This is a genomic window from Campylobacter sp. US50a, assembly GCF_004379015.1.
In the GTDB taxonomy this organism is placed as follows: Bacteria; Campylobacterota; Campylobacteria; order Campylobacterales; family Campylobacteraceae; genus Campylobacter_D; species Campylobacter_D jejuni.
Genome location: NZ_RYYJ01000009.1, coordinates 66,715 through 89,308, shown reverse-complemented (window position 1 = coordinate 89,308; position 22,594 = coordinate 66,715). Strand labels below are relative to the sequence as shown.

Below are 22,594 nucleotides of genomic sequence, written 5' to 3'. Positions count from 1 at the left end.
GCTAATAATATCTTAGAAGATGTTAAGAAGAAGAGGTTTTAATCTTAGATGACTAGCTAAAAAGCTAGTCATCTCTAAATTTACTTATTGATTTAAATTTTTCATCAAAATTTCTAAAAAGTTTCTAAATATTTTTATACTTCCATTGTTTTAAATTTTAATATGAAGTAAAAACAAATGGAAAGAAGATTGTTTTAAAAGGTTCAGCCTTAGGTTCTATGGTGGCTTTTTTGCAAGTTCAAATTTAAGTGCTACTATGCTCAAGGATAAAGATTTGCTAGGTTTTAAAGCTGTTAGTGCAAGCACACAAGATAAAGTTATAGTACCACAAGGTTATGAAGCAAAGGTTTTAATTTTTTGGGTGATCCACTTTTTAGCAAAGCAAAACCTTATGATGAAAATAAAATCATCGATATAAATGTAGTTAAAATGCTCATTTGGTTTTTTAGAGATAACGATGATGGTATGAGTTTTTTCCATTTTCAAAAAATAGAGCAATTTTAGCCGTTAATAATGAATATATAAATCCTGAAATTATATTTAATCATCCATAGCAAAAATTTAAGCAAAGAAGATGTTTTATATGATCAATCCAGTGTGGGTGTGAGTATCTTAGAAATCGAAAAAAAGATGATGATTGGACTGTTTTTAGACTCTAAGTATAACCGCAGAATCGATGCAAATACTAAAATGCAAGTAAGTGAGCAGCTAAAAAAGAAGTTTTAAAAAATGAAAAATTTATTCATGGAACTTTTGCAAATTATGCAAATGGACAAACACCTTAGGGAACTTATATCACCCGTGAAGAAAATTTTGACGATTTTTTGAAGTTTAGGTGAAAATTTAGAATTTTGATGAAATATTTGATTTAGCTAAAAATATCGATGAAATCAATCTTTTTAATATAAAAATATGCCTTAAAAGAACTTCTTTAGGGTGTTTAAACATGTAAATATAGGAATTATCGTAAAAAAGACGGGTTTATATGGGTGAATGACGAGTTATTTTTAAATTTATTAGTAAACACAAATATAAAAAAGGTGCTAATATAGCAAAATTATTAGATGAAAGCATTTTGTATATAGGACAGTTTAATGGTAAAGTGGGAGATTTTAAAAGATAGGGAAAATGGATAGCAAGCCACAAGCAAAGTGGTTCTAAAGAAGTATTTGCAATACTAGCAAATAATAAAACCACCAAGAACCTATCTCTTGATGAGCTTAAATTTGATAGAGATGGAAGACTTTGGATGCAAATAGATGGATCTTATCTAATAAAGATGAATACGAAGGTATGGGAATAACTGCATGCTAGCAGTAAATCCAAAAATAGGGAAATCAGACGCTTTTTAACAGGTTTTATTGCTTGTGAATTAACAGGGATTGCTTTTAGTGAGGATTATACTACAATGTTTGTAGGTATACAACACCCAAGAGAAGGTTTAAAAGGTAGTACTTTTCCTTATGGAAAAACGCCAAGATCGAGTGTAATGATGATAAGAAAACTTGATGGTGGAGTGATAGGAAGCTAATAAATTCCAAGCTTAAGGCTTGGAATTTAATTACTGCATTAGCAATTACCAGTTTTTAAATATTTTATAATAGCTTCACTAGCACGATAGGCTAAAGCATTTAAGGTTAAGGTAGGGTTGTAGCCTGGATTATGTGGAAAATTTCCTGCACCTACGACAAAAAGATTGTTAACATCCCAATGTTGTAAATAAGGATTAACTACACTTGTACTTTTATCTGTACCCATTATAGTTCCGCCAGCAATATGGGTAGAAGTATACCAACCATTTGAAACTACTCCATAATCTCCTAATTTTGGCGAAGTGTAAATATTTTGCGCTCCCATTTCTTGCATGATGCTTTTTAGTTTTGGAAGCATAAAATTATAAAGATTTTTATCTTGTTTGGTAAAATTATAGGTTACGCGGATAAGTGGTAGTCCATAAGCATCTTTATAAGTTGAATCAAGGGATAAATAATTACCTATATAAGGAATAGATGCACCCTGAGCTCCAATATAAGTAAATCGAGTATAATTATAAATAGAAGCTTTTTTAAATTCGGCTCCCCATGAAGGTGTACCTGGTTTAATTGGATTTGATGCTATAGGTCTTGCTCCATTTTGGGAAATTCTAAAGCTTGCTCCATGAATAAAATCAAGTTTAGAATGATCGAAATTATCCCCGTTAAAATCATCTATCCAATTGCAAAGTGCCCCAGATCCAAGATAAGAATTAAATGGATCTTTGAAAAAACCATTAACACTAGGTGTGATTTGATAACTATAATTTTTTCCTAAAGTTCCTTTGCCTGTTTTTGGATTATAAATTTCGCCTATATTAGAAACCATTAAAAGTTTAGCATTGTTGAAAACATAAGAGCCTAGCATAACCACTTCTGCAGGCTGGATAAATTCTTCTAAAGTTAAAGTATTGATAAATTTTACCCCTGTAGCTTTACCATCTTTATGCAAAATTTCTAAAACATTAGCATGCGTTTTAATATCTAAGTTTTTAGTTGCTAAAGCTGAAGGTATAGTTGTTACTATAGGAGAAGCTTTTGCACCATATTCACAGCCAAAATGCTCACAAAAAGCACAATATTGACATGCTCCCAAGCTTTGTTTATCAGGATTTGTATAAGTTTGAGATGAGTTTGAAGCAGGAACCATGCAAGGATGATATCCAAGTTTTTTCGTTGCTTCATCAAATTTTTTTAACATAGTTGTTTTTTCTAAAGGAGGATTTGGATAAGAATTTTTTCTTTTTCCTGAGAAAGGACTTTTATCTTCTCCAGAAACTCCCATCATTTTTTCAGCTTTGTCGTAGTAAGGTTCCATTTCATCATAGTTTACACCCCAATCTTGAATAGTGTATTCTTTAGAAACTTTATTTTTGCCATATTTTTCTTCTGTTAAAGATTTTATTTGAAAGTCATAAGGTAGAAAACGATAACTCATACCATTCCAATGAACTCCTGCTCCACCAACATTATTACCGACATCAAAAGCATAATTTTTTCTCATTGGTAAAGCAATTTCATTATCATTATTCCTAACACATATACTTTCTTTACTTAAATCTTGTTTCATTGCAGCATTATTTACATATTTATACTCATCATGTGCACCCAAAAAATCCGAAGTATCTTGATGTCCACCCCTTTCTAAGGCGACAACTTTAATACCTGCTTTAGCGCATTCATTTGCAACAATAGAAGAACTCCAACCTAAACCTATAACAACAACATCTGTTTTTTTAAGTATTTTTGCCATTTGTATTCCTTTAATGTGACATATCAGCCAAAGAAATAGGCTCTATCACTTCAAATTTATCTCCATCTAAAACTTGAGCTGCGTAAGTCATTTGAGCGCCTGGGAATTTTTTCATGCGCCAAGCTTGCATATTTGCATTGCCGCCATAAATTGGATCAGCATAAACTCCTGTTATAGTTATGCTTCTTAATTCTGTAAAAAAATCGCTTGCTTTTATCTTATCTCCAAAAGAAACCTTTGTTTTATCTTGTTCAAAAGCTCTTAAGACTTCATCTTTTTGTTTTGCGCTAAGCTCTACAAAGCCTTTTTTATAACGAAGTTTTGCTTCTTCATCTAAAGCATTTACCCCCATTTTAAAAAGTTCAGCTCTAGTTAAAGGATATTGATAACCTTGATTTTTCTTTCCTTGTATAAAAGGTCCAAAGCGATAATCTTTTGCTCCACTTCCGTAATTTCCTGCAAGTTCATTATCTATAAAAATAGCTACACCTAATTTTTTAGCACCTGGTCCTAAATCATCTTCGGGAAAAATTCTTTCTACTGCTTCACTCAGAATATCAAGTTGTGCAGAATTATTAAAAAAAATTCTAGCACGATAATTTTGAGTAGAATTCAAATTGTTTTGATTGTGCGTATGAGCAAAAACCATACTTGGTGCGCTAGCACCTACTAAAGCAAACAAAGATGAGGCTTTAAGAAAATTTCTGCGACTTTGTTTTTTGTCCATGTTTTTTCCTTCCTTATTTTTTTAAATGTGTAATTATGTAACAAAATTAAGTATAATTTAAATTATATTTAATAATATTTATAAAACGTTATGAAAAAATATTTTATATTTTTAAGGAGTGTTGATATAAAGATTTAGGCTAGGAATTCTAGCCTACAATAAGAAAAAATCAATGCAAGCTTTCTATATAAGCCATAGCACTTAATGCAGCTACAGCTCCATCACCTGCAGCACAAATCACTTGCTTAGGTGCATCTTTTCTAAGATCTCCTGCGGCAAAAAGTCCAGCAACACTAGTTTGCATTTTAAGATCAACACTTACTTGCCCACCTTCTTCCATATTGCATAAAAACTTACCATCGTCTTGTTTTAAAATTTCATTTCTTACATTAAGACCAACAAAAGTAAAAATTCCTGGAACATTTAAATCTCTAATACTACCATCTTTTAATTTTACTTTTACCCCAGTAACACCCATTTTATCACCATATACTTCATCTACACTTGCACTAGTAATGAGTTCTATTTTTTCATTTTTCTTAACTTTTTCTACTGTAGATGGAGCTGCTCTAAACTCATCTCTGCGGTGGATAAGATAAACTTTAGAACAAATATTTGCTAGATACAAAGCTTCTTCTAAAGCCGTATCTCCACCACCTAAAACTGCAACTTCTTTATTTTTATAAAAAAATCCATCACAAGTTGCACAAGTGCTTACACCTTTTCCAAAAAATTCATCTTCGCCTTTAAAACCTGCTCTTTTTGGAGCTGAACCTGTACAAACTATCACAGCTTTAGCAAGTTCTGTTTTACCACCTTCTAATTTGATGGTAAAACTTCCATCACTATTTTTTAAAATTTGTTCTACTCCAACCATTTCATGTTTTAAACCAAAGCGCATACATTGTTCATTCCAAGGAGCCATAAAAGAAATTCCATCCATAACTTGGGCTACACCTGGATAATTTTCTATTTCAGAACTTGAGGTAATTTGTCCGCCAGGCATACCTTTTTCAAACATTACTACATTTTTAAGACCACCTCTAGTTGCATAAAGTCCGGCACTAAGTCCAGCAGGACCTCCACCTATGATTGCTACATCTAACATTTACATTTCCTTTATATTGAATTTTATTATTAATAATGATATAAAAATTATTCTTAATAGTAGTTAATAAAAATTATTATTTAGTATAAATTTGAAATTTTTAAGAAGAAGGCTAGTTATACTAGCCTTTAGTTTATAGTAAAGAGTTTAGTTTATCACTAATTGCTTGTTTAGATTGTGCACCAACGAGTTGATCTACAACTTCACCATTTTTAAAGAAAATAAGCGTAGGAATAGAGCGAACACCAAATTCAGCTGCTAAATCACCTTGTTCATCTGTATTTACTTTGCAAATTTTAGCTTTACCATCAAAGTCATTTGCAAGTTCATCAATAACTGGAGCAAGCATTCTACAAGGTCCGCACCATGGAGCCCAAAAATCAACTAAAGCTACACCTTCTTTTGCTTGAGCAAAATTATCACTTGTTAATTCAATATATTTTCCCATAATTTTTCCTTTCTTTAATTTTTGTCTAATTGTATTTTATTTTTTTAAATATCAGCTTAAAAACTTATATTTTCGCAAAATTGTATCACATCATTTTTAATGCAAATCAGATCAATTTGAAAATCCGATGAAATTCCATTTTTAAGATGATAAAATTCTATAGTTTTTAAAATTTTTTCAAGTTTTTTTCTATTCAAACGCTCGGAAGCTTCATAATCATTTTGAGTAAATTTAACCTCTATAAAATGTAAAATTTCATCTTTTTTGGCTATTATATCGATTTCTCCAAATTTAGAATGGAAATTTCTTTTTAAAATTTCAAAGCCTTGTTTTTTTAAAAATTTACAAGCCTTATCTTCACCTAAAATTCCATCTAAATAAGCTTTTACACCCATTATTCTATACGCATCATAAAAGGCTTGGTTTTTATAAAATCTTGTTTGCGTAAAATTTCAAGCAAATTTTGTATGCTTTTTTCATAAGTTAAATGCGTAGTAAAAAATAAAGTACTGTAATTTTCATCATTTTTTTTAGGTTTTTGTAAAAAACTATCGATAGAAATATTATTTTCACTCATCAATTGTGTGATTTTAGATAAAACCCCTATTTTATCTTCAACTTTCACCCTTAAATAATATTTTGTATAAATTTCATCTTTGCTTAAAAGCTCGTATTCTAAAGTATTCACAAAACCAAGCATTGGTGCTTTTACCTGATCTCTTGCTATATCCATAAGATCTGAAATCACAGCACTTGCAGTGGCCTCTCCTCCTGCTCCTGCTCCATAATACAAACTTTCACCCAACAAATCTCCATTAATACTTATAGCATTCATCACTCCATCGACTTTTGCAAGCATTTTTTCTTTATCTATCATAGTAGGATGCACTCTTAATTCTACTTTATCTTCACGCACCTTGGCTATACCTAAAAGTTTTATGGTAAATTCAAACTCATTAGCAAAATACATGTCTTCAGGCGCAATTTCGCTAATACCCTCGATCAAAATATCTTCAGGTTTAGCTTTAAGATTATAAGCGATACTTGATAAAACAAGCAGTTTATGAGCTGCATCTTGTCCTTCTATGTCAAAAGTTGGATCAGCTTCTGCATAGCCTAAATTTTGAGCTATTTGTAAGGCTTGTTTAAAACTCATATTTTTTTGACTCATAGAACTTAAAATATAATTACTCGTACCATTTAAAATCCCTTTTATAGCCAAAATATTATTTGCACTTAAACCTTCTTTTAAAACCTTTATAATAGGAATTCCCCCAGCCACACTTGCTTCATAACCAAAGGCTAAATTTTTAGCCAAATTTTCAAGTTCATAACGATGATAAGCAAGCATAGCTTTATTTGCAGTAACAACAGCTTTTTTCTTTTTTAAAATTTCACTCACTATTTTAAAAGCTTCATCCACTCCACCCATTAACTCTACAAAAACATCTACATCAGCATTTAAAATTTCTTCAACGCTATGAGTAATTGGAATTAAAGCGTTTTTTTTAGGACTTCTAGCAAGAGCGATCACAGGAGTTATGCTTTGCCCACATCTCGCACGAATAAGTTTATTGTTTTCTAAAAGAAATTTAACCACTGCACTTCCAACAGTGCCATAACCAAGAATTGCTACTTTCATAACTTACTCTTTTAAATATTTTTTGATATTGCGTGCAGCTTGGCGTATGCGATTTTCATTTTCAATTAAAGCAATTCTTACATACTCATCACCTGCTTCGCCAAAACCTACCCCAGGACTTACTGCAACACTAGCACGTTGTAAAAGTTGTTTTGAAAATTCTAAACTTTTTAAATGTCTTTTGCTTTCAGGGAGTTTTGCCCAAACAAACATACTTGCTCTTGGTTTTTGAAGTTTCCAGCCTGCATTTTCAAAAGCTTCAAGTAAAATGTGCATTCTTTTATCATAAGTTGCACGGATTTCATCCACACAAGTTTGATCTCCATCTAAAGCTATGGTAGCTGCTACTTGAATAGGTGTATACATACCATAATCAAACCAAGATTTTATTTTTTTAAGCGCACTGACTAAGCGTTTATTTCCTACTACAAAACCTACACGCCAGCCTGCCATATTGTAAGATTTTGAAAGAGTGTAAGTTTCTACCGCTACATCTTTTGCACCTTCAATTTCCAAAATAGAAGGAGTTTTATAGTCATCATAAGTTAAATCTGCATATGCAATATCTGAAATAATATAAAATCTTTCTTTTTTTGCCGTTGCTATCAATCTTTCATAAAAACTTTTCTCACAAGTTACTGTTGTTGGATTATGCGGGAAATTAACAACGACATATTTTGGACGCGGGATGCTTTCATTTAAAGTTTTATGTAAATTTTCAAAAAATTGATTTTCATCAAGCTCAAATTTTTCATTATAAGCTAAAGGCATTTTTGCTACATTGCCTCCTGCTATAATAAAAGCTTGAGTATGTATAGGATAAGCAGGAGTTGGCACAATAGCAACATCTCCAGGATTTATAATCGCTCTTGCAAGATTTACAAAACCCTCTTTTGAACCCATGGTAGCTACAACTTCATTTTCAGGATCTAGATTGACATTATATTTTCTTTTATACCAATTACAAATTGCTAAGCGAAGTTTATAAATCCCCATGGATGTAGAATATCCCGAGGTTTTATCTTTGTTAGCGCTTTCACAAAGTTTATCTATAATGTGTTGTGGAGTTTTACCATCGGGATTTCCCATTGAAAAGTCGATGATATCCTCTCCAGCACGTCTTGCTGCCATTTTTATCGCATTTACTTCTGCGAAAACATAATTTGGAAGTCTTTCTATGGTATTAAAACGGATTTCATCAAACATTTCTTAATCCTTTATTTTTTAAGTGTGATTTTTAAACCCCTGCGTATATTATCTAAACTATACATATCGCTTACAATAGCATATATAGCACCATTTGGAATAAGTTCTGAAAAATGATTATTTTTATTTTCGCTTTTTACTGCTTTAATTAGATTTAGATTTTTATCTAAAAAGAAGATTTTAGGAAACCAATTGTCTAAATCATTTGCATCAATAATCAAATTTGTAGCATTTTTTAAATCAAGCACATAGTCTTTAAGGGGCTTTTCTAATGATTTTGGAGTATTTAAATTAACATTTGTATTGGTTTTTAATACAGCATTGGAAAAATTTAAATCATATTCATAATCATATGCCCCAATACGCTTAATATTATTTATATAGACAGAATTTTCTTTTAAGAGATTGTAAAGCGTTCCAGGATCTAAAATATATTGAGATTCTACTTGTATGGTATAGTCAATATTTCCTTCTCTTAAAATCAAATCTGTAGGGATAAAATATATATATCCGGCATCTGTTAAAACATCGGATAAAATTTTAAAAAACATAACTTCATCAGCTTTTGCTTTAAAATTTAGTCTCAGAGTTTGAGGATTTGATAGTGTTAAGGCAATTAAAGAATTGGTTTTTAATATTTGAGATATTTTTGCAATATCACAATTTCCATTCTTATCTATGTAAGAATTATTTGAAAATAATAATTCTAGTTGAGAATTTTTACTAGGATTGTTTACTAAATTTTTTGCCAAATCAAGACTTGAGATTGCAAAAGATATATTAACATAAAGAGTAAGAATAATAATTTTTTTTACCATTCTTTACCTTTATTTAATTTTGCAAATTCAGCAGCTGAAATACTTGTAATTTTTCCATCTTTAATCAAGAAACGTTTTGAAATTCCTGCAGGAAATTTTTGTTCTTTATTTTCTTGATCAAACATTGTTAAAGCTGCAGCTCCTGTTAAAATTAACTGATCTTTATCTAAAGAAATATTAAAATCTTTTTCTTTAACAAAGCTTGTTTTTTTAAGGCTTTTTAAATCTATCAAACCTATCCAAATCTTGGTAGAGGTTTTAAAATGTGCTTCTTTTAAAGAATCAGTTTTTGGTGTATTTATGTCTTCTTGGATTTGGGTATTTTTTTCTTCATCAAGTAAGGTTGTGTTATTTTCACTGATATTATTTTCTATGCTTATGTTTTTATCATTTTCTTGTAATGAGATGTTTTGGATTGGTAAAACGCTCTCTGTTTTATTTGTTTCTTGTGCTTTATTGTTGTCTATAACAACAACATTATTTCCACCTAAAGATTTTAAATTTTCTTGTGCTTGTCCTATGATATCTATAACTGTTGTACTAGTATTATTTTGTTCATCTTTGAAAAAAGTTTTAAGTGTATCAAAATAGTAAATTCCACTTCCTATGATCACTAAAACAATAAGAACAATCAAAGAAGGCCAAGCATTAGAGGATTTTTGACTATAAGCATCTAGTTTTGGGGTTATCATTTTTGATTTTGTTTGTGGAGTAGGATTGTTTTCGCTAAGATAAGCTTCATACTCTTCGTTAAAATCACTAAAGTCGAGTTCGTATTCTCTGCTTAAAATTTTAACAAAACCTTTAACATTAAAACGACTTAAAACAGCAAAATTCTTTTCTGCTAAAGCTTCAAGAAAATCAAGTTCAATTTGTGTTTTTGCTGCAACTTCTTTTAAATTTAATTCTTGTATTTTTTTCCAATTAAGCATTTAACATCCTATCACAAAGTATTGCAAAAGCAGCGCTGACATTAAGACTATCAAAATTATTTTTCATCGCAATGCCCACACATTCATCGCATTTTTTTACAATTTTAGAGCTTAAACCAAAACCCTCACTCCCCAAAACTAAAACTTTTTTACCATTGCTTATTTTTACACTGTGAATTTCTTTTCCCGAGCCATCGCTCGCATAAAAATAAAAACCCACTTGTTTTAGTTCATTTATTACACTTAAAGCATCGTTGCTTATCACAATAGGTAAATCAAGAGCCGCTCCGCTGCTTGTGCGAATTACTCCTTCCATGGCTAATTTTTCACCAATAAAAATTAAAGCTCCAACCCCTAAAGCATAAGCTGTACGCGTGATAGCCCCTATATTTCCTACATCACTAATTCCATAAAGCATAACAATAAAATCATTTTTTTTGACCTCATTTAAATTCGCAAAAAAACTTTCTTTAATATCTAGCAAAAAACCTTGATGGTTTCCACCTTTCGCATAAGCTTGAGCAGTTTTAAAATCAAGTTTTTTGATTTTAAAACCTGATTTTGCGATTTTGGAAAAAGTAGTTTTATCACATTCTTTTGCTAAATAAAGCTCATTGATACGATCTTTATGATATTCTAAAATATAAAAAAATATTTGCTTTCCATAAACTATCATCTTAAGATTTTACCTAATCTTGACTTAAAAGCAGTTTTTGATAAATTTCTTTTGCATTTTTTCCATTGATTTTTGATAATAATTTTGCTTTTGCTTTTAAAGGCAGCTCTAAATCCATAATATCTTTTTCACAAAGAGTATTTTGCAAAAAATTTTGTTCTTTTGATTGCAGTACTACAACCCATTCACCGTTTAAATTAGATTTTTTTAAAATTTCAAAAAGCTGTTTAGCATTGCCTTTAAATTTTTTTTCAAATTTTTTACTGATTTCTTTAATTAAAAAAATTTCTCTTTGACTATCTAGAATCATAATTTGTTCTATCAAAGATAAAATACGCTTGGGGGATTCGTAAATAATACTTGGATAAGGAAGGTTTAAAATTTTTTCTATATCTTTTTGTCTTTCTTTGCCTTTATTTGCTAAAAAACCGATAAAGATAAATTCTTTTTGACAAAATGCCGAGCTTACAAGAGCAACTAAGGCTGCATTTGCACCTGGTAAAATTTCATAGGCGATATTATTTTCTTGTGCAAATTCTACCAAAGCCTTGCCAGGGTCACTAATCCCTGGCATTCCTGCATCGCTTAAATAAGCTACATTTTTTTCAAATATTTTTAAATCAATACTTGCTAAAATCTCTTTTTCATTATGGGAGTGTAAGGCTATAAATTTAGAAATATGTATATCAGTGTGAAATTTTGCATTTAATAATGAAATCAAAGACTTACTTACTCTCGTATCTTCGCAAAACACAAGATTGCAAGTCTTTAAAAGTTCTAAGGCTCTAAAAGAAATATCGCTTAAATTTCCTATGGGAGTAGGAATAAAATAAAGCATAATTATTGCATTGCGTATTTTTTCTTAAATTTCTCTACACGACCTGCAGCATCTACAATTTTTTCACTACCTGTAAAAAAAGGATGGCAATTTGAACAAATATCTACTTTTAATTCTGCTTTGTTTGACTTTGTTGTAAAAGTATTTCCACAAGCACAACTTACTTTGCATTCTACGTATTCTGGGTGAATTTCTTTTTTCATTAGTTTTCCTTAAAAATTAAAACAATAAGCCGTGATTATAAATTATTTAACATAAAAAAGAGATTAATTTAAGAAAAGTTAAAGCAAAATTTTTGAAGCTATAGCTATAATAGCTGTTTGACTTTTTAGAATATTAGAGCTTTTAAGAGAGACTTTCCGGTTAAACAATAATCTCTCATCATTGTTAAATCCACCTTCGGGACCTATAAAATATAATTCTTTTTCATCGAAATGACTTTGTTGTTCTCCTTGAAAATCAACCATAATTGCATTTGGAAATTTTTGAACAAATTCTTGAGTGCTTTGGTGGATAATTAAATCCATTTTAGTATTTCTACCGCATTGTTCACAAGAAGAAATAATGATTTTTTCAAATCTTTCTAAATCGATTTTAAAATTTCTTTGTGAAAAATTTGTAAAAACCAAATGTAATTTTTTTACTCCAAGTTCATTTAAGAAAGGTAGAGTTTTTTCTAAAATTTTAATATCTATAATGGCTAAGGCTAAGTTTAATTCACTTTGTTTTATATTTTGTGATTTTTTGTTTAAAAATTTTAAAGTGCAAGAATTTCTTGTTAAATTTGTGATTGTATAGTTGTAAAGAAAATTATCTTGTAAATTTCTAAGATTTAGCTCCGAATTTTCCTTTACTCTTCTTACTTTTAAATGATTAAAATTTTCTCCTTGAAGTTGTATAAACTCTTCTCCAGCTTGCTTGTTATACAAAAATTGCATTTTATAGATATCTTTCTATTAAAAAAGGCAAAAACAATAAAAAAATTTCAAAAGGTAAAATCAAACAACTAATCCATCTAAAAGTGGCATATTTTCTAAATCTTCTTGCTTTTTTGAAACAAACAAAGTGAAAAATTGCTAAGGCAAAAATTAAGATCCAAGAAAAAATCATTACCCAGATATTGACATTCATTTGAAATTGTTTCATTGCTGATAACAAACAACCTGTAAAAATAATCAAAGCTAAAAATAAATAATAAATTGGTAAAAATAATCGTATTCTGCGAATAAAAATGAATTCGGTTTTAAAATTTCCTTGTGTTAGTATAAGATAAAAAAGCATTAAAAAACCGCTCGCATAAAGACTATAAAGATGTAAAGCTAAAAAGAATTCGTAACTTTGATCCATTATTTTCCTTTGTTTATAAAATCAGCTAAATTTTGAATTTGTTCATCACTTAAAAAACTATGGTTTTTATCTTTTATCGTTTTTATTTTTTGTATAAAAATTTTATTACCCAAGGTTTTAATGGCCGTGCTGTTTTTAGGTTTTAATTCCCCTCTTTCTCCATGACAAGTGGCGCATTTTTGTTTATATAAAGAGTTGATAATAGTAGGATTGGCTTCATGTTCATCATCTGAACTTTGTGCTTCATCATCTACAGGTAAAGGCAGGTTGGAGTCGCTTAATTCTGTTTTTTCATCGTTTTGTTCTATTTGAACTACTTCTTGATCTGTATTTTGAGTCTTGGAAATATTTTTTTCATCATTAGAACAGGCAGATAAAACTAATAAAAAAAAACTTAAGGCAATTAAAATTTTAGCTTTTTGCATTAAATCTCCTTTGGATTTATAAAAATTTCTTTATTTTTTAATTTGTTATAAAAATTTATATCATTCCATTCTGCTTTAATACCATTGGAAAATTCTATGTCTTGAAGTGAAATTTTTGGCATTAGCTCACTATAGGCATCTTCTCTAAAACCTTGTGCATAGCCTGTTCTTGTTTCATGAACAATGATGCTTTGTAAAGTCACTCCTTGTTCCCCATTTATCATTTTTGTTTGTTTTAATAAAGCATCTATAAGTATGAAAAATACACGACAAAAATTTTCAGCACTTACATTAACAGGCAGGCAAATCCAACGACTTGAATATTTTTTCATTTCTTCTAAATATTTTGCGTCATCATATTTAAAAAGAGTGATAGCATGATCAAAACTATCAATAATTTGGCGTATATAGGTTTTTAAAAGTCCAAAATCATAGACCATTCCAGCATTATCTAAATATTTGCTTTCAAGTAAAACTTCAACTTTGTAAGAATGTCCATGAATGCTACTTTTGCAACGCTTAGAAGAACAAAACCTAACAATGTGTGCGTTTTCAAATTCAAATAATTTTCTTATAATCATACACCCTCTTTATTGTTCCAAAGACGAATATGAATTCTATCAGAATAATTATAACCATTCTTAATACAAAATTCAGCAATTTTTTGAGCATTTTTTTTAAGATTTTGCTCATTTTCACCCATAGGCATACAAAAAATTTGATTTGGAGCTTCTTTTAGAATTTCATTGATTTCTAAAAATGAATTATCAAGGGTATTGGCATCTAAAACAAATTTATAAAAACTATCTTTTGCGTAATTTTTAAATGCTTTTAAAGCTTTAAAATTTAATCGTTTATCTTTTTTTATCCCGCTATTTTGGAGTTTAACGCTTAAAGCAAAAATACATTCTTTGTAAAAAGGATATCTATCAAAATCAATTTCTATGCTTCCATTGCTTTCAAAGTGTATTTCGAATTTATTTTTTAATAACATTTGGATAAATTCTATAAATTCAGGATTTTCATAATGGATTAATGGCTCTCCACCTGTGATAACAACTATAGGATTAAAGCCTTGTTTTAATTTTATCACTCTTTTTAAAAGTTCATTAGCATTTAAAGTTTCATAACTTTCTTTAAAATCTTTTGTGAAAACAGCTCTTATCGTGTCACATCCGATGAGAGTTTTATTGTTTTTTGATATTTTTACATTAAAACCTAAACAGTTGAAATTACAGCCAGCAAAACGCATAAAAATAGCTAATTTTCCATTATATTTACCTTCTCCTTGAATACTTAAGAAACTTTCAACAAGTTGCAAAATTAACCTCCAGTTTGATAAAAAGCACGAGATGAGGTTTTATTATCAACAACACTCCATTTATTTTTTTCTGGTTTATTTCTTAATACTTCTTGTAATATTTCTACAGCGGCTTTAATATCACCTTTTCGAACCGCTTCTTTTATACTTAATGCTTCATCAAAATAAAGGCAAGGTATTAACAAGCCTTCAGCGCTTAAGCGTATGCGATTGCAAGAATCGCAAAATTCATGGCTATGAGGATCTATAATTCCAAATTCATAATCATCTGCCTTGTAAATACTCACAGGTGCTTTTTCATCTTTTTTTATAAGTTGAATTTGATATTTTTGACTCAAAATTTGTATAATTTCATCTCTTTTTAATCCTTGTAATTTACCATAAGCATGAGTATTTTCCATAAATTCTATAAAGCGAATTTGAGCTTTTTTTGATTTTGCAAATTCCAAAAGAGATATCAGTTCATCATCGTTTAAATTTTTAAGAGCTACAGTATTAAGTTTTACTTTCAAATCTAGATTTAAAGCTTCATCAATTCCAGATAAAACACTATCTAATACATCTTTTTGTGCAAGAGTTTTTGCTTTTTTGTGATCTAGGGTATCAAGTGAAATATTAAGTCGTTTAAGTCCAGCATTTTTTAGGTCTTTAGCAAAGTCTTTTAGTAAAAATCCATTTGTAGTTATAGCAAGGTCAATATCGCTTTTATAATCGCTAATCATTTTTATAAAAATACTTAAATCTTTTCTTAATAAAGGTTCTCCACCTGTTATACGGATTTTTTCAATTCCTTCGTCTATAGCTGCTTTAACAAATAAAAAAAGTTCTTCGAAGCTTAATAAATTTTCTTTTGGCTGATAATCGAAAGGAATTTTTGGCATACAATAAAGGCAGCGAAAGTTACATCTTTGTGTAACTGAAATTCTAAGATAATTTATCTTTCTACCGAATTGATCTATAAGCATTTATTTTCCATTCTATTTTATTAATTTCTTAAATTTTAAGACAAGTTCTACATTTCCAGTGCCAATGCGTAAATCTTTAGCGATTTGTTCTATGCTTTTTCCTTCTTTGAAAAGATTTTCTATTTTTTGTTCTTCTGTATCGTAATTTGGTGTAAGTTTAGCCATGCTTTGTGCTTTTTGTTCCAAATTTAAAAGACGATTTTGTTGTTCATTTTGAAAATCTTCTATGATATGTTCCATAGTTTTTAGTGTTCTTAAAACAGGAGTGATTTTTGAACTGATTTGTTTATCAAGTTCAATCATAATTTCTTCTTTTAAAAGAGAGATTTTATAGTCTTCATCCTCTTCACTATCATCTTTAACCCCTAATTCTTTACGAAAATAATGAAGTTCTTTGGTAATATCTTCTATCACATTTTGAAGTTTTGCTATTTTTGCATTATTTTCTCTTTCTTTGATATTCATATAGGCTAGCATTGCAATTAAAAGCACAATTATAAAAACTAAATAAAGTACATCATCACTCATTCTTGGCCTTTCTTATTTCTTATCATATTTCTTTGAATTTCAACAACAAAAGCATCAAAAGCCATTTTGTCTTCAGGCTTAATTTTGATAATTTTTGCCAATGTTTGATTTTGAGCTTTGATAAAAATAGCTATTTTTTGATTATTTAAATCAAATCTTAAATAATATTCTTTATCTTCTTCTAAAATAGTATCCAAAAAATTTAGATATTCAAAATTTAACGATTCTATTACCCCTTTTTGCTTAAGCGGTATAAGTTCTTTATTTTTATCTAAAGAATTTTCAAGCCTTAAAATATCTTCTTTTAGACTTAAAAGAAGATCAAAAATAATTTTTTCACCCTCGTCAAAATCAATGCGTAAAGCAAGTTTTTTCCATTTTAAAATTTGAGAAATTGCTCCAAGTTTTAGGTATTCTCCAAGAAAACGGTTATTTTCTATTTCACAACATTCTAAATGAGCTTCAAATCCTGCTTTAAAAAGTGTTAATTCCATAATAAATCAATCCAAATAAAAATAAAAAAGATAATACTTAAATAACCATTGAGAGTAAAAAATGCTCTATCAATATGAGCAAAATTCTTGTGAACAATTTTATGTTCCAAGGCTAAAATAATACCGCTTATAATTACCCCAGTAAGTGCTATTTTTCCAAGTGCTACACCCCAAACTTCCCACACAAAAAGAAGCCAAAATAATACCGCTAAAATATGGCAAAAAGCTGATATAAATAAAGTAGCCTTTGAGCCAAATTTAGCAGGGATAGAATGAAGTCCTATTTTTTTATCATACTCCATATCTTGTAAAGAATAAAGCAGATCAAATCCAGCTGTCCAAAAAGTTACACCTAAACATAAAATAACGCTATAAATGTGAATTTCACCCATAATTATAACGCTTCCTGCAATAGGCGCAAGTCCTAAACAAAATCCTAAAACTAAATGCGCTAAAGAACTAAAGCGTTTAAAAGCTGAATAAATAGCCAATACAAAAAGCACAGGAAAAGACAAATAAAAAGCCAAGGTATTAATAAAATAAGAACATAGTATAAAAATAAGTGCATTAATAATAATAAAAATCCATACACTTTTTCTGCCTATTTTTCCACTGACATTAGGGCGATTTGCACAACGAGGATTATCCTTATCTATATCTTCATCCATTAAACGATTTGTAGCCATGGCAAAATTTCTTGCACTTACCGCACAAATAATGCCTAAAATCAATGCCTTAAAACCAAACCAAGCAGTGTCATTTGCAAGTTTTGATGCTACAATCATAGAGGAAAATAAAAAAGGCAAAGCAAAAATAGAATGCTTAAATACTACAAGTTCTAAAATATCTTTAAATTTTATCCAGAATGTGTTCATTTTTCTACTTTAAAATATTTTTTGCTATGATTTTACTAAAATTTTTATAAATTTTAGGATAAATATTAAAATGTTTTTTGAAATAGCATTAATAGGAACAACCGCGAGTGGAAAAACATACATAGCTAATACTTTAGCAAGAGAATTTGATGCTGTTGTTTTAAGTCTTGATAGTCTTTGTGTTTATAAAGAAATTAATATAGCAAGTGCCAAGCCTTCACAAGATGATCTTGCGAGTATAAAATACTTTGGGGTAAATTTATTGAGTGTGAATGAACATTTTAATGTTGAGTTATTCATAAGAGAATATCAAAAAGCAAAAGAATTTGCTTTAGCTAGAAATTTACCTCTAATTATAGTAGGTGGAACTGGATTTTATTTAAAAACTATGATAGATGGTTTAAGTGAAAAAACCTTAGAGTCAAAGAGTTCTTTAAATAACGATGAAATTTATGCTCTTTTATTAAATATTGATCCAAACTATAAAATAGAAAAAAATGATACTTATAGATTAAAAAAATGGCTGGGTATTTATGAACAAACAAGAGAAATTCCTAGTGAATTTTTAAAAAGAACACAAAAAACTGGGGTGCTTAAAGATATAGAAATTTATGAGCTTGCGTGGGATAAGGAAATTTTAAAAAAACGTATTAAAACTAGAACAAAAGAAATGCTTGATAATGGACTTTTAGATGAAGCAAAAATTCTTTTTTCTAAATTTGATCATAAACTTAAAGCATTAAATTCTATAGGTTTGAAAGAGTGTAAAGAATATTTAGATGGGGAAATTTCCTTTAAAGAGCTTGAAAATTTAATCACGATACATACTACACAACTTGCCAAAAGACAAAGAACTTTTAATAAAAAATTTCAAAGTAAAGCCTTGGAATTTGATAAAGCTTTAGCTACTTTAAGAATGAAATTTTCAATCGAAAAATAAATGTTCTATTAGAATTTTTACTCCTAATATAATTAAAACCAATCCGCCTAAAAGTTCAGCTTTATTTTTAAGATAAATTCCAAATTTATTTCCTATTTTTAGAGCAATGATGCATAAAATGAAGGTGATAATACCTATTAAAAATATAGCTAATAATAAATTTACATTTAAAAATGCAAAACTTACGCCAACTGCTAGCGCATCGATACTCGTAGCAATTGCTAAAGCTAGCATGGTTTTAAAGCCAAATTGATTGGCATTACTATCGCAATTTTCATTTTCCAATGACTCTTTGATCATTTTTAATCCTATTAAAGAAAGTAAAATAAAAGCTATCCAATGATCAATACTCGCAATAAAAGATGCAAAAGTTATACCTATAAAATAACCAATAGTTGGCATCAAGGCTTGAAATCCGCCAAAATAAATTCCAACAATAAGATAATGTTTTAAATGTAGTTTTTTAACACTAAAACCTTTGCATAGTGATACAGCAAAAGCATCCATTCCTAAAGCACAGGATAAAAAAATAAGACTATAAAAATCCATAATAAATCCTAAAATTTTATAAAAAATTGAAGATGAAATTATAATCAAACAAAGATAAAAATCACATAATTTTGATATATTTAATTAAATTTTAAGAAATAAATATATATAATTCAATTTCATTTTTATTTTTTACTCCTTAAAAGTGGCCCATTCGTCTAGCGGTTAGGACATCGCCCTTTCACGGCGGTAACACGAGTTCGAGTCTCGTATGGGTCACCACTTTTTAATTTTTCTTTTAAAATAATGATTTTTTCATTTTTTCTATTAAAATTTAATAAATATTAATAATTTATTTTGTAGAATACGAATAGCTTTTGATATAAGTCTATTATAGGCTTATATCAAGGCTGGGCATTATTGAGCTGGTGTTTGCTCTTTTGTTTTTTTGTGAGTTTTAGCTTCATGTTTTTTATCAGCTTTAGCTTTTGAATGATGAGCTTTTGTATGTGTTTGATTCACATCGCTTGGAGTATTAGCTGCAAAAACATTAGCTGCGAAAGCACCTAGTAATGCTGAGATTAGTACAACTTTTTTCATATTTTCCTCCTTATGAATAATTTTTAGTTGCAAATTAATTGTAATTATTAAAAATCAACAAATAGATATTTTTTGTAAAAATATTTCAAAAAAATATAATTTTTTTATATATATTTAAATTATTATTAAAATATATTATAAATGTATCTTATTTTATTTTTAGGTTAAATAAATAGAAATTTTACCCACTAAGCTTTTAAGATATTTTTACTCTTTTTAATATTATTATGGTAATATTTTCAATATCAAACTAAAAATAAAGGAGAAATTATGTTTGAATTAAGAAAATTACCTTATGATACCAATGCTTTTGGTGATTTTTTGAGTGCTGAAACTTTTAGCTATCATCATGGAAAACATCACAATACTTATGTTACAAATCTAAATAATCTTATTAAAGATACTGAATTTGCAGGTAAAGATCTTGTAAGTATTATCAAAACTTCAAATGGGGGCGTATTTAATAACGCAGCTCAAGTTTATAATCATGATTTTTATTTTGATTGCATTAAGCCAAGTACAGGCTGTGGCTGTGGCGGTTCATGCCAAAGTATAGATGCTAATTTACAAGTGGCACTAGAAAAAGAATTTGGATCTTTGGAAAATTTCAAAGCTGAATTTATCAAAGGTGCTACAGGAGTTTTTGGTTCAGGATGGTTTTGGTTAGTTTATAATACTAAAAATCAAAAACTAGAATTTGTAGGTACTTCAAACGCAGCTACACCAATTACTGAAGATAAAGTTCCTTTACTTGTTGTAGATGTTTGGGAGCATGCTTATTATGTAGATCATCGTAATGCACGTCCTGCTTATTTAGAGAAATTCTATGCTCATATTAATTGGGAATTTGTTGCAAAAGCTTATGAATGGGCTTTAAAAGAAGGCATGGGATCAGTTAGCTTTTATGCAAATGAACTTCACCCTATAAAATAATTTTAATCCTTTTTGTGTTAGAGTGAATTTTGGCTTAATGTCAAATTTCTATACAAAAAGGAGCAAAAATGGATAATTCTTTATCTGCATATACTCAAAAATATGACAAAGAAGGTTATGGACTCCAATATCCTGATGGTCATGTTATAAGATTTTACGAGAGAATCTTAAAATACAAACTAAGCAAAACAAGTGGAAAATTACTTGATTTTGGTTGCGGAAATGGAGTGCATTCTAAGTATTTTAAAAATATAACCGGGGGGGGGGTATAGAGCCTTATGGCATTGATATAGTTCCTAGTTTAAAAAAAGTTTGGGAAAAAGATCCTTGCTTAGATTCTAAAAATTTTCACATCATATCTCCTAATTCTAGCTTTAAAAAACTCTTCAATACAAAAATGGATTTTATATTTGCAAATCAAAGCTTATATTATCTTACAAAGCAAGCTTTTAAAGAAGCTGTGCAAGAATTTTATGAATTATGCAATGAAGGAGCTATTATATTTGCAACTATGATGAGTGATAAAGGCTATAGTATGTATGAAAGAGGAGAACTTATGGATAATGGATTACGTGAAGTAAAAGGATGTCCAAGTGGTAGATTGAGCGGTTCTTCATATATACGCTTTACTAAAGACATAGAAGAATTAAAAGAAGATTTTAAGCCTTTTAAACCTTTATTTTGGGGAGATTATGAATTAATTAATCTATATAATTTTGAAGGCAGTGTGGAGCACTTTATTTCTATAGGACAAAAGTAAGTACTAAAGCACTTACTCTCCTAAGCTTGGAGTCATTTCGATAATCTTCCAAGGAAGTCCTTGAGAATTCAGCTCTTCCATAAAAGGCTTAGCGTCAAATTCTTCCATATTAAATACGCCTTTTCCTTGCCAAATTCCTTTAGCGATTAATTTCGTGCCTATCATAGCAGGAACACCTGTAGTATAGCTCACAGCTTGTGCCCCAGTTTCTTTATAGCATTCTTCGTGATTGCAAACATTATAAATATAAACTTGTTTGTCTTTTCCATCTTTTTTACCACGAATCACACAACCTATATTGGTATAACCTTTAGTGCGTGGTCCTAAACTTGCAGGATCAGGAAGCAAGGTTTTTAAAAATTCTATAGGAATGATTTCTTTTCCTTGGTGTATCACAGGTTTAATCCCTAGCATTCCAACATTTTCAAGGCATTTCATGTGAGTTAAATAACTTTGTCCAAAGGTCATAAAAAAGCGTATTCTTTTTAAACCTTTGATATTTTTTACCAAGCTTTCAAGTTCTTCATGATAAAGCAAATAGCTATCTTTCACACCTACTTCTGGATAATCCCACTCCATTTTTATTTCCATAGGCTGCGTTTCTATCCACTTGCCATTTTCCCAATAACGCCCTTTAGCAGAAACCTCACGTAGATTGATTTCAGGGTTGAAATTGGTCGCAAAAGCATAGCCATGATCACCTGCATTGCAATCTAAAATATCTATATAAGAAATTTCGTCAAATAAATTTTGCTGTGCATAAGCACAAAAAACATTAGTTACACCAGGATCAAATCCACTTCCTAAAAGTCCTAAAATTCCTGCTTGTTTAAACTCATCATTTCTCGCCCATTGCTCTTTGTATTCAAATTTAGCTAAATCAGGATGTTCATAATTTGCCGTATCTACATAATCAATCCCTGCTTTTATACAAGCATCCATTAAACTCAAATCTTGATAAGGCAAAGCAACATTGAGTAAAATTTGCGCTCCTGTTTTCTTGATAAGTTCTACAACCGCATTGCTATCATCAGCATCAATTTGCGCCGTTTCAATTTGAACCCCTAAACGCTCTTTGATAAAAGCAGCGATCTCATCACATTTGCTTTTTGTTCTACTAGCTAAAGTGATTTTGCTAAAAGTATCAGAATTCATTGCGCATTTTACAGTAGCCACACGACTTACCCCACCTGCGCCTATGATTAAAAGATTTTTCATGAAATTTGTCCTTAAAAGA

The 22,594-nt window shown here is 29.5% G+C and carries 28 protein-coding genes, 1 tRNA gene and 1 pseudogene; 6 read left to right on the top strand and 24 right to left on the bottom strand.

Going from position 1 to position 22,594, the window contains the following annotated elements; translation table 11 throughout:
* Positions 1 to 218: 218 nt before the first annotated feature.
* Positions 219 to 1,531, top strand: a pseudogene (locus ELQ11_RS07205) (alkaline phosphatase PhoX).
* 38 nt (positions 1,532 to 1,569) lie between these two features.
* Here the strand turns inward: ELQ11_RS07205 and ELQ11_RS07200 are convergent.
* The 21 genes from ELQ11_RS07200 to mqnP form a co-directional block, all read right to left on the bottom strand.
* A complete protein-coding gene (locus ELQ11_RS07200; protein WP_134225221.1) occupies positions 1,570 to 3,285 on the bottom strand; it encodes a GMC family oxidoreductase in 1,716 nt (571 codons plus the stop codon).
* A gap of 10 nt (positions 3,286 to 3,295) precedes the next feature.
* On the bottom strand, positions 3,296 to 4,012 hold the full coding sequence (locus ELQ11_RS07195) for a gluconate 2-dehydrogenase subunit 3 family protein (protein WP_002871524.1): 717 nt from the start codon (positions 4,010 to 4,012) through the stop codon (positions 3,296 to 3,298).
* A gap of 169 nt (positions 4,013 to 4,181) precedes the next feature.
* Positions 4,182 to 5,120 (bottom strand): thioredoxin-disulfide reductase, encoded by a 939-nt coding sequence (gene trxB / locus ELQ11_RS07190; RefSeq protein WP_052798022.1) that lies wholly within the window; start codon positions 5,118 to 5,120, stop codon positions 4,182 to 4,184.
* A 133-nt stretch (positions 5,121 to 5,253) separates the two neighbouring features.
* On the bottom strand, positions 5,254 to 5,568 hold the full coding sequence (gene trxA, locus ELQ11_RS07185) for a thioredoxin (protein ID WP_002778629.1): 315 nt from the start codon (positions 5,566 to 5,568) through the stop codon (positions 5,254 to 5,256).
* Between the two features lie 56 nt (positions 5,569 to 5,624).
* Positions 5,625 to 5,963 carry a YraN family protein gene (locus tag ELQ11_RS07180; protein WP_044778703.1) on the bottom strand — a complete coding sequence of 113 codons (339 nt, stop codon included), beginning with the start codon at positions 5,961 to 5,963 and terminating at the stop codon, positions 5,625 to 5,627.
* Positions 5,963 to 7,210 carry a homoserine dehydrogenase gene (locus tag ELQ11_RS07175; RefSeq protein ID WP_044778705.1) on the bottom strand — a complete coding sequence of 416 codons (1,248 nt, stop codon included), beginning with the start codon at positions 7,208 to 7,210 and terminating at the stop codon, positions 5,963 to 5,965. Before ELQ11_RS07175 ends, ELQ11_RS07180 begins: the two co-directional genes overlap by 1 nt.
* Before the next feature lie 3 nt (positions 7,211 to 7,213).
* The gene (locus ELQ11_RS07170; RefSeq protein ID WP_002854656.1) at positions 7,214 to 8,416 is read right to left on the bottom strand and encodes an LL-diaminopimelate aminotransferase; all 1,203 of its coding nucleotides are present in this window, start codon (positions 8,414 to 8,416) and stop codon (positions 7,214 to 7,216) included.
* Between the two features lie 11 nt (positions 8,417 to 8,427).
* The gene (locus ELQ11_RS07165) at positions 8,428 to 9,234 is read right to left on the bottom strand and encodes a hypothetical protein (RefSeq protein ID WP_052949914.1); all 807 of its coding nucleotides are present in this window, start codon (positions 9,232 to 9,234) and stop codon (positions 8,428 to 8,430) included.
* Positions 9,228 to 10,166 (bottom strand): hypothetical protein, encoded by a 939-nt coding sequence (locus tag ELQ11_RS07160; protein ID WP_052949917.1) that lies wholly within the window; start codon positions 10,164 to 10,166, stop codon positions 9,228 to 9,230. Before ELQ11_RS07160 ends, ELQ11_RS07165 begins: the two co-directional genes overlap by 7 nt.
* Positions 10,159 to 10,842, bottom strand: coding sequence for a 23S rRNA (guanosine(2251)-2'-O)-methyltransferase RlmB (rlmB, locus tag ELQ11_RS07155; protein WP_052949919.1), 684 nt, complete (start codon positions 10,840 to 10,842; stop codon positions 10,159 to 10,161). Before rlmB ends, ELQ11_RS07160 begins: the two co-directional genes overlap by 8 nt.
* 13 nt (positions 10,843 to 10,855) lie before the next feature.
* Complete coding sequence (gene rsmI, locus ELQ11_RS07150; protein WP_002871516.1) at positions 10,856 to 11,680, bottom strand: 16S rRNA (cytidine(1402)-2'-O)-methyltransferase; 825 nt, start codon at positions 11,678 to 11,680, stop codon at positions 10,856 to 10,858.
* A gap of 2 nt (positions 11,681 to 11,682) precedes the next feature.
* On the bottom strand, positions 11,683 to 11,883 hold the full coding sequence (gene rpmE / locus ELQ11_RS07145; protein WP_002860977.1) for a 50S ribosomal protein L31: 201 nt from the start codon (positions 11,881 to 11,883) through the stop codon (positions 11,683 to 11,685).
* 78 nt (positions 11,884 to 11,961) lie between these two features.
* Positions 11,962 to 12,618, bottom strand: a complete 657-nt coding sequence (locus tag ELQ11_RS07140) for a 16S rRNA (uracil(1498)-N(3))-methyltransferase (RefSeq protein WP_002871515.1) — start codon at positions 12,616 to 12,618, stop codon at positions 11,962 to 11,964.
* Position 12,619: 1 nt separating this feature from the next.
* Positions 12,620 to 13,027 (bottom strand): membrane protein, encoded by a 408-nt coding sequence (locus tag ELQ11_RS07135; protein WP_002851635.1) that lies wholly within the window; start codon positions 13,025 to 13,027, stop codon positions 12,620 to 12,622.
* Positions 13,027 to 13,452, bottom strand: coding sequence for a cytochrome c (locus ELQ11_RS07130; protein ID WP_002871514.1), 426 nt, complete (start codon positions 13,450 to 13,452; stop codon positions 13,027 to 13,029). Before ELQ11_RS07130 ends, ELQ11_RS07135 begins: the two co-directional genes overlap by 1 nt.
* Complete coding sequence (locus ELQ11_RS07125) at positions 13,452 to 14,033, bottom strand: 6-carboxytetrahydropterin synthase (protein WP_002871513.1); 582 nt, start codon at positions 14,031 to 14,033, stop codon at positions 13,452 to 13,454. Before ELQ11_RS07125 ends, ELQ11_RS07130 begins: the two co-directional genes overlap by 1 nt.
* Positions 14,030 to 14,773 carry a 7-carboxy-7-deazaguanine synthase QueE gene (locus ELQ11_RS07120; RefSeq protein ID WP_044779786.1) on the bottom strand — a complete coding sequence of 248 codons (744 nt, stop codon included), beginning with the start codon at positions 14,771 to 14,773 and terminating at the stop codon, positions 14,030 to 14,032. Before ELQ11_RS07120 ends, ELQ11_RS07125 begins: the two co-directional genes overlap by 4 nt.
* Positions 14,774 to 14,775: 2 nt before the next feature.
* Positions 14,776 to 15,738, bottom strand: coding sequence for a GTP 3',8-cyclase MoaA (gene moaA / locus ELQ11_RS07115; RefSeq protein ID WP_044779785.1), 963 nt, complete (start codon positions 15,736 to 15,738; stop codon positions 14,776 to 14,778).
* A gap of 12 nt (positions 15,739 to 15,750) precedes the next feature.
* Entirely contained in the window at positions 15,751 to 16,266 is a 516-nt protein-coding gene (locus tag ELQ11_RS07110) for a hypothetical protein (RefSeq protein ID WP_044778712.1), read from the bottom strand.
* The gene (locus ELQ11_RS07105) at positions 16,263 to 16,760 is read right to left on the bottom strand and encodes a hypothetical protein (protein ID WP_044778713.1); all 498 of its coding nucleotides are present in this window, start codon (positions 16,758 to 16,760) and stop codon (positions 16,263 to 16,265) included. The genes ELQ11_RS07110 and ELQ11_RS07105 overlap by 4 nt, the downstream gene beginning before the upstream one ends.
* On the bottom strand, positions 16,751 to 17,635 hold the full coding sequence (mqnP, locus tag ELQ11_RS07100) for a menaquinone biosynthesis prenyltransferase MqnP (protein ID WP_002860984.1): 885 nt from the start codon (positions 17,633 to 17,635) through the stop codon (positions 16,751 to 16,753). Before mqnP ends, ELQ11_RS07105 begins: the two co-directional genes overlap by 10 nt.
* A gap of 70 nt (positions 17,636 to 17,705) precedes the next feature.
* On the opposite strand from mqnP, the gene miaA reads away from it, so the two are divergent.
* Positions 17,706 to 18,575 (top strand): tRNA (adenosine(37)-N6)-dimethylallyltransferase MiaA, encoded by an 870-nt coding sequence (gene miaA, locus ELQ11_RS07095; protein WP_002857499.1) that lies wholly within the window; start codon positions 17,706 to 17,708, stop codon positions 18,573 to 18,575.
* Here the strand turns inward: miaA and ELQ11_RS07090 are convergent.
* Complete coding sequence (locus ELQ11_RS07090) at positions 18,561 to 19,124, bottom strand: manganese efflux pump MntP family protein (protein ID WP_002851996.1); 564 nt, start codon at positions 19,122 to 19,124, stop codon at positions 18,561 to 18,563. The genes miaA and ELQ11_RS07090 overlap by 15 nt on opposite strands.
* Positions 19,125 to 19,271: 147 nt before the next feature.
* Here ELQ11_RS07090 and ELQ11_RS07085 point away from each other — a divergent pair.
* Positions 19,272 to 19,346 (top strand) — tRNA-Glu (locus tag ELQ11_RS07085).
* Between the two features lie 135 nt (positions 19,347 to 19,481).
* On the opposite strand, the gene ELQ11_RS07080 is transcribed toward ELQ11_RS07085, so the two are convergent.
* Entirely contained in the window at positions 19,482 to 19,664 is a 183-nt protein-coding gene (locus tag ELQ11_RS07080) for a hypothetical protein (RefSeq protein WP_002851904.1), read from the bottom strand.
* 270 nt (positions 19,665 to 19,934) lie between these two features.
* Here ELQ11_RS07080 and sodB point away from each other — a divergent pair, with 270 nt between their 5' ends.
* From sodB to ELQ11_RS10325, 3 genes are all read left to right on the top strand, one after another.
* Entirely contained in the window at positions 19,935 to 20,597 is a 663-nt protein-coding gene (sodB, locus tag ELQ11_RS07075) for a superoxide dismutase [Fe] (protein WP_070298454.1), read from the top strand.
* A gap of 68 nt (positions 20,598 to 20,665) precedes the next feature.
* Complete coding sequence (locus ELQ11_RS10330; protein WP_002851823.1) at positions 20,666 to 20,869, top strand: hypothetical protein; 204 nt, start codon at positions 20,666 to 20,668, stop codon at positions 20,867 to 20,869.
* A 125-nt stretch (positions 20,870 to 20,994) separates the two neighbouring features.
* Positions 20,995 to 21,357 (top strand): hypothetical protein, encoded by a 363-nt coding sequence (locus tag ELQ11_RS10325; protein ID WP_126250920.1) that lies wholly within the window; start codon positions 20,995 to 20,997, stop codon positions 21,355 to 21,357.
* A 12-nt stretch (positions 21,358 to 21,369) separates the two neighbouring features.
* Here the strand turns inward: ELQ11_RS10325 and ELQ11_RS07060 are convergent, their stop codons facing one another.
* A complete protein-coding gene (locus tag ELQ11_RS07060) occupies positions 21,370 to 22,575 on the bottom strand; it encodes a saccharopine dehydrogenase family protein (RefSeq protein ID WP_126223231.1) in 1,206 nt (401 codons plus the stop codon).
* Positions 22,576 to 22,594: the final 19 nt, after the last annotated feature.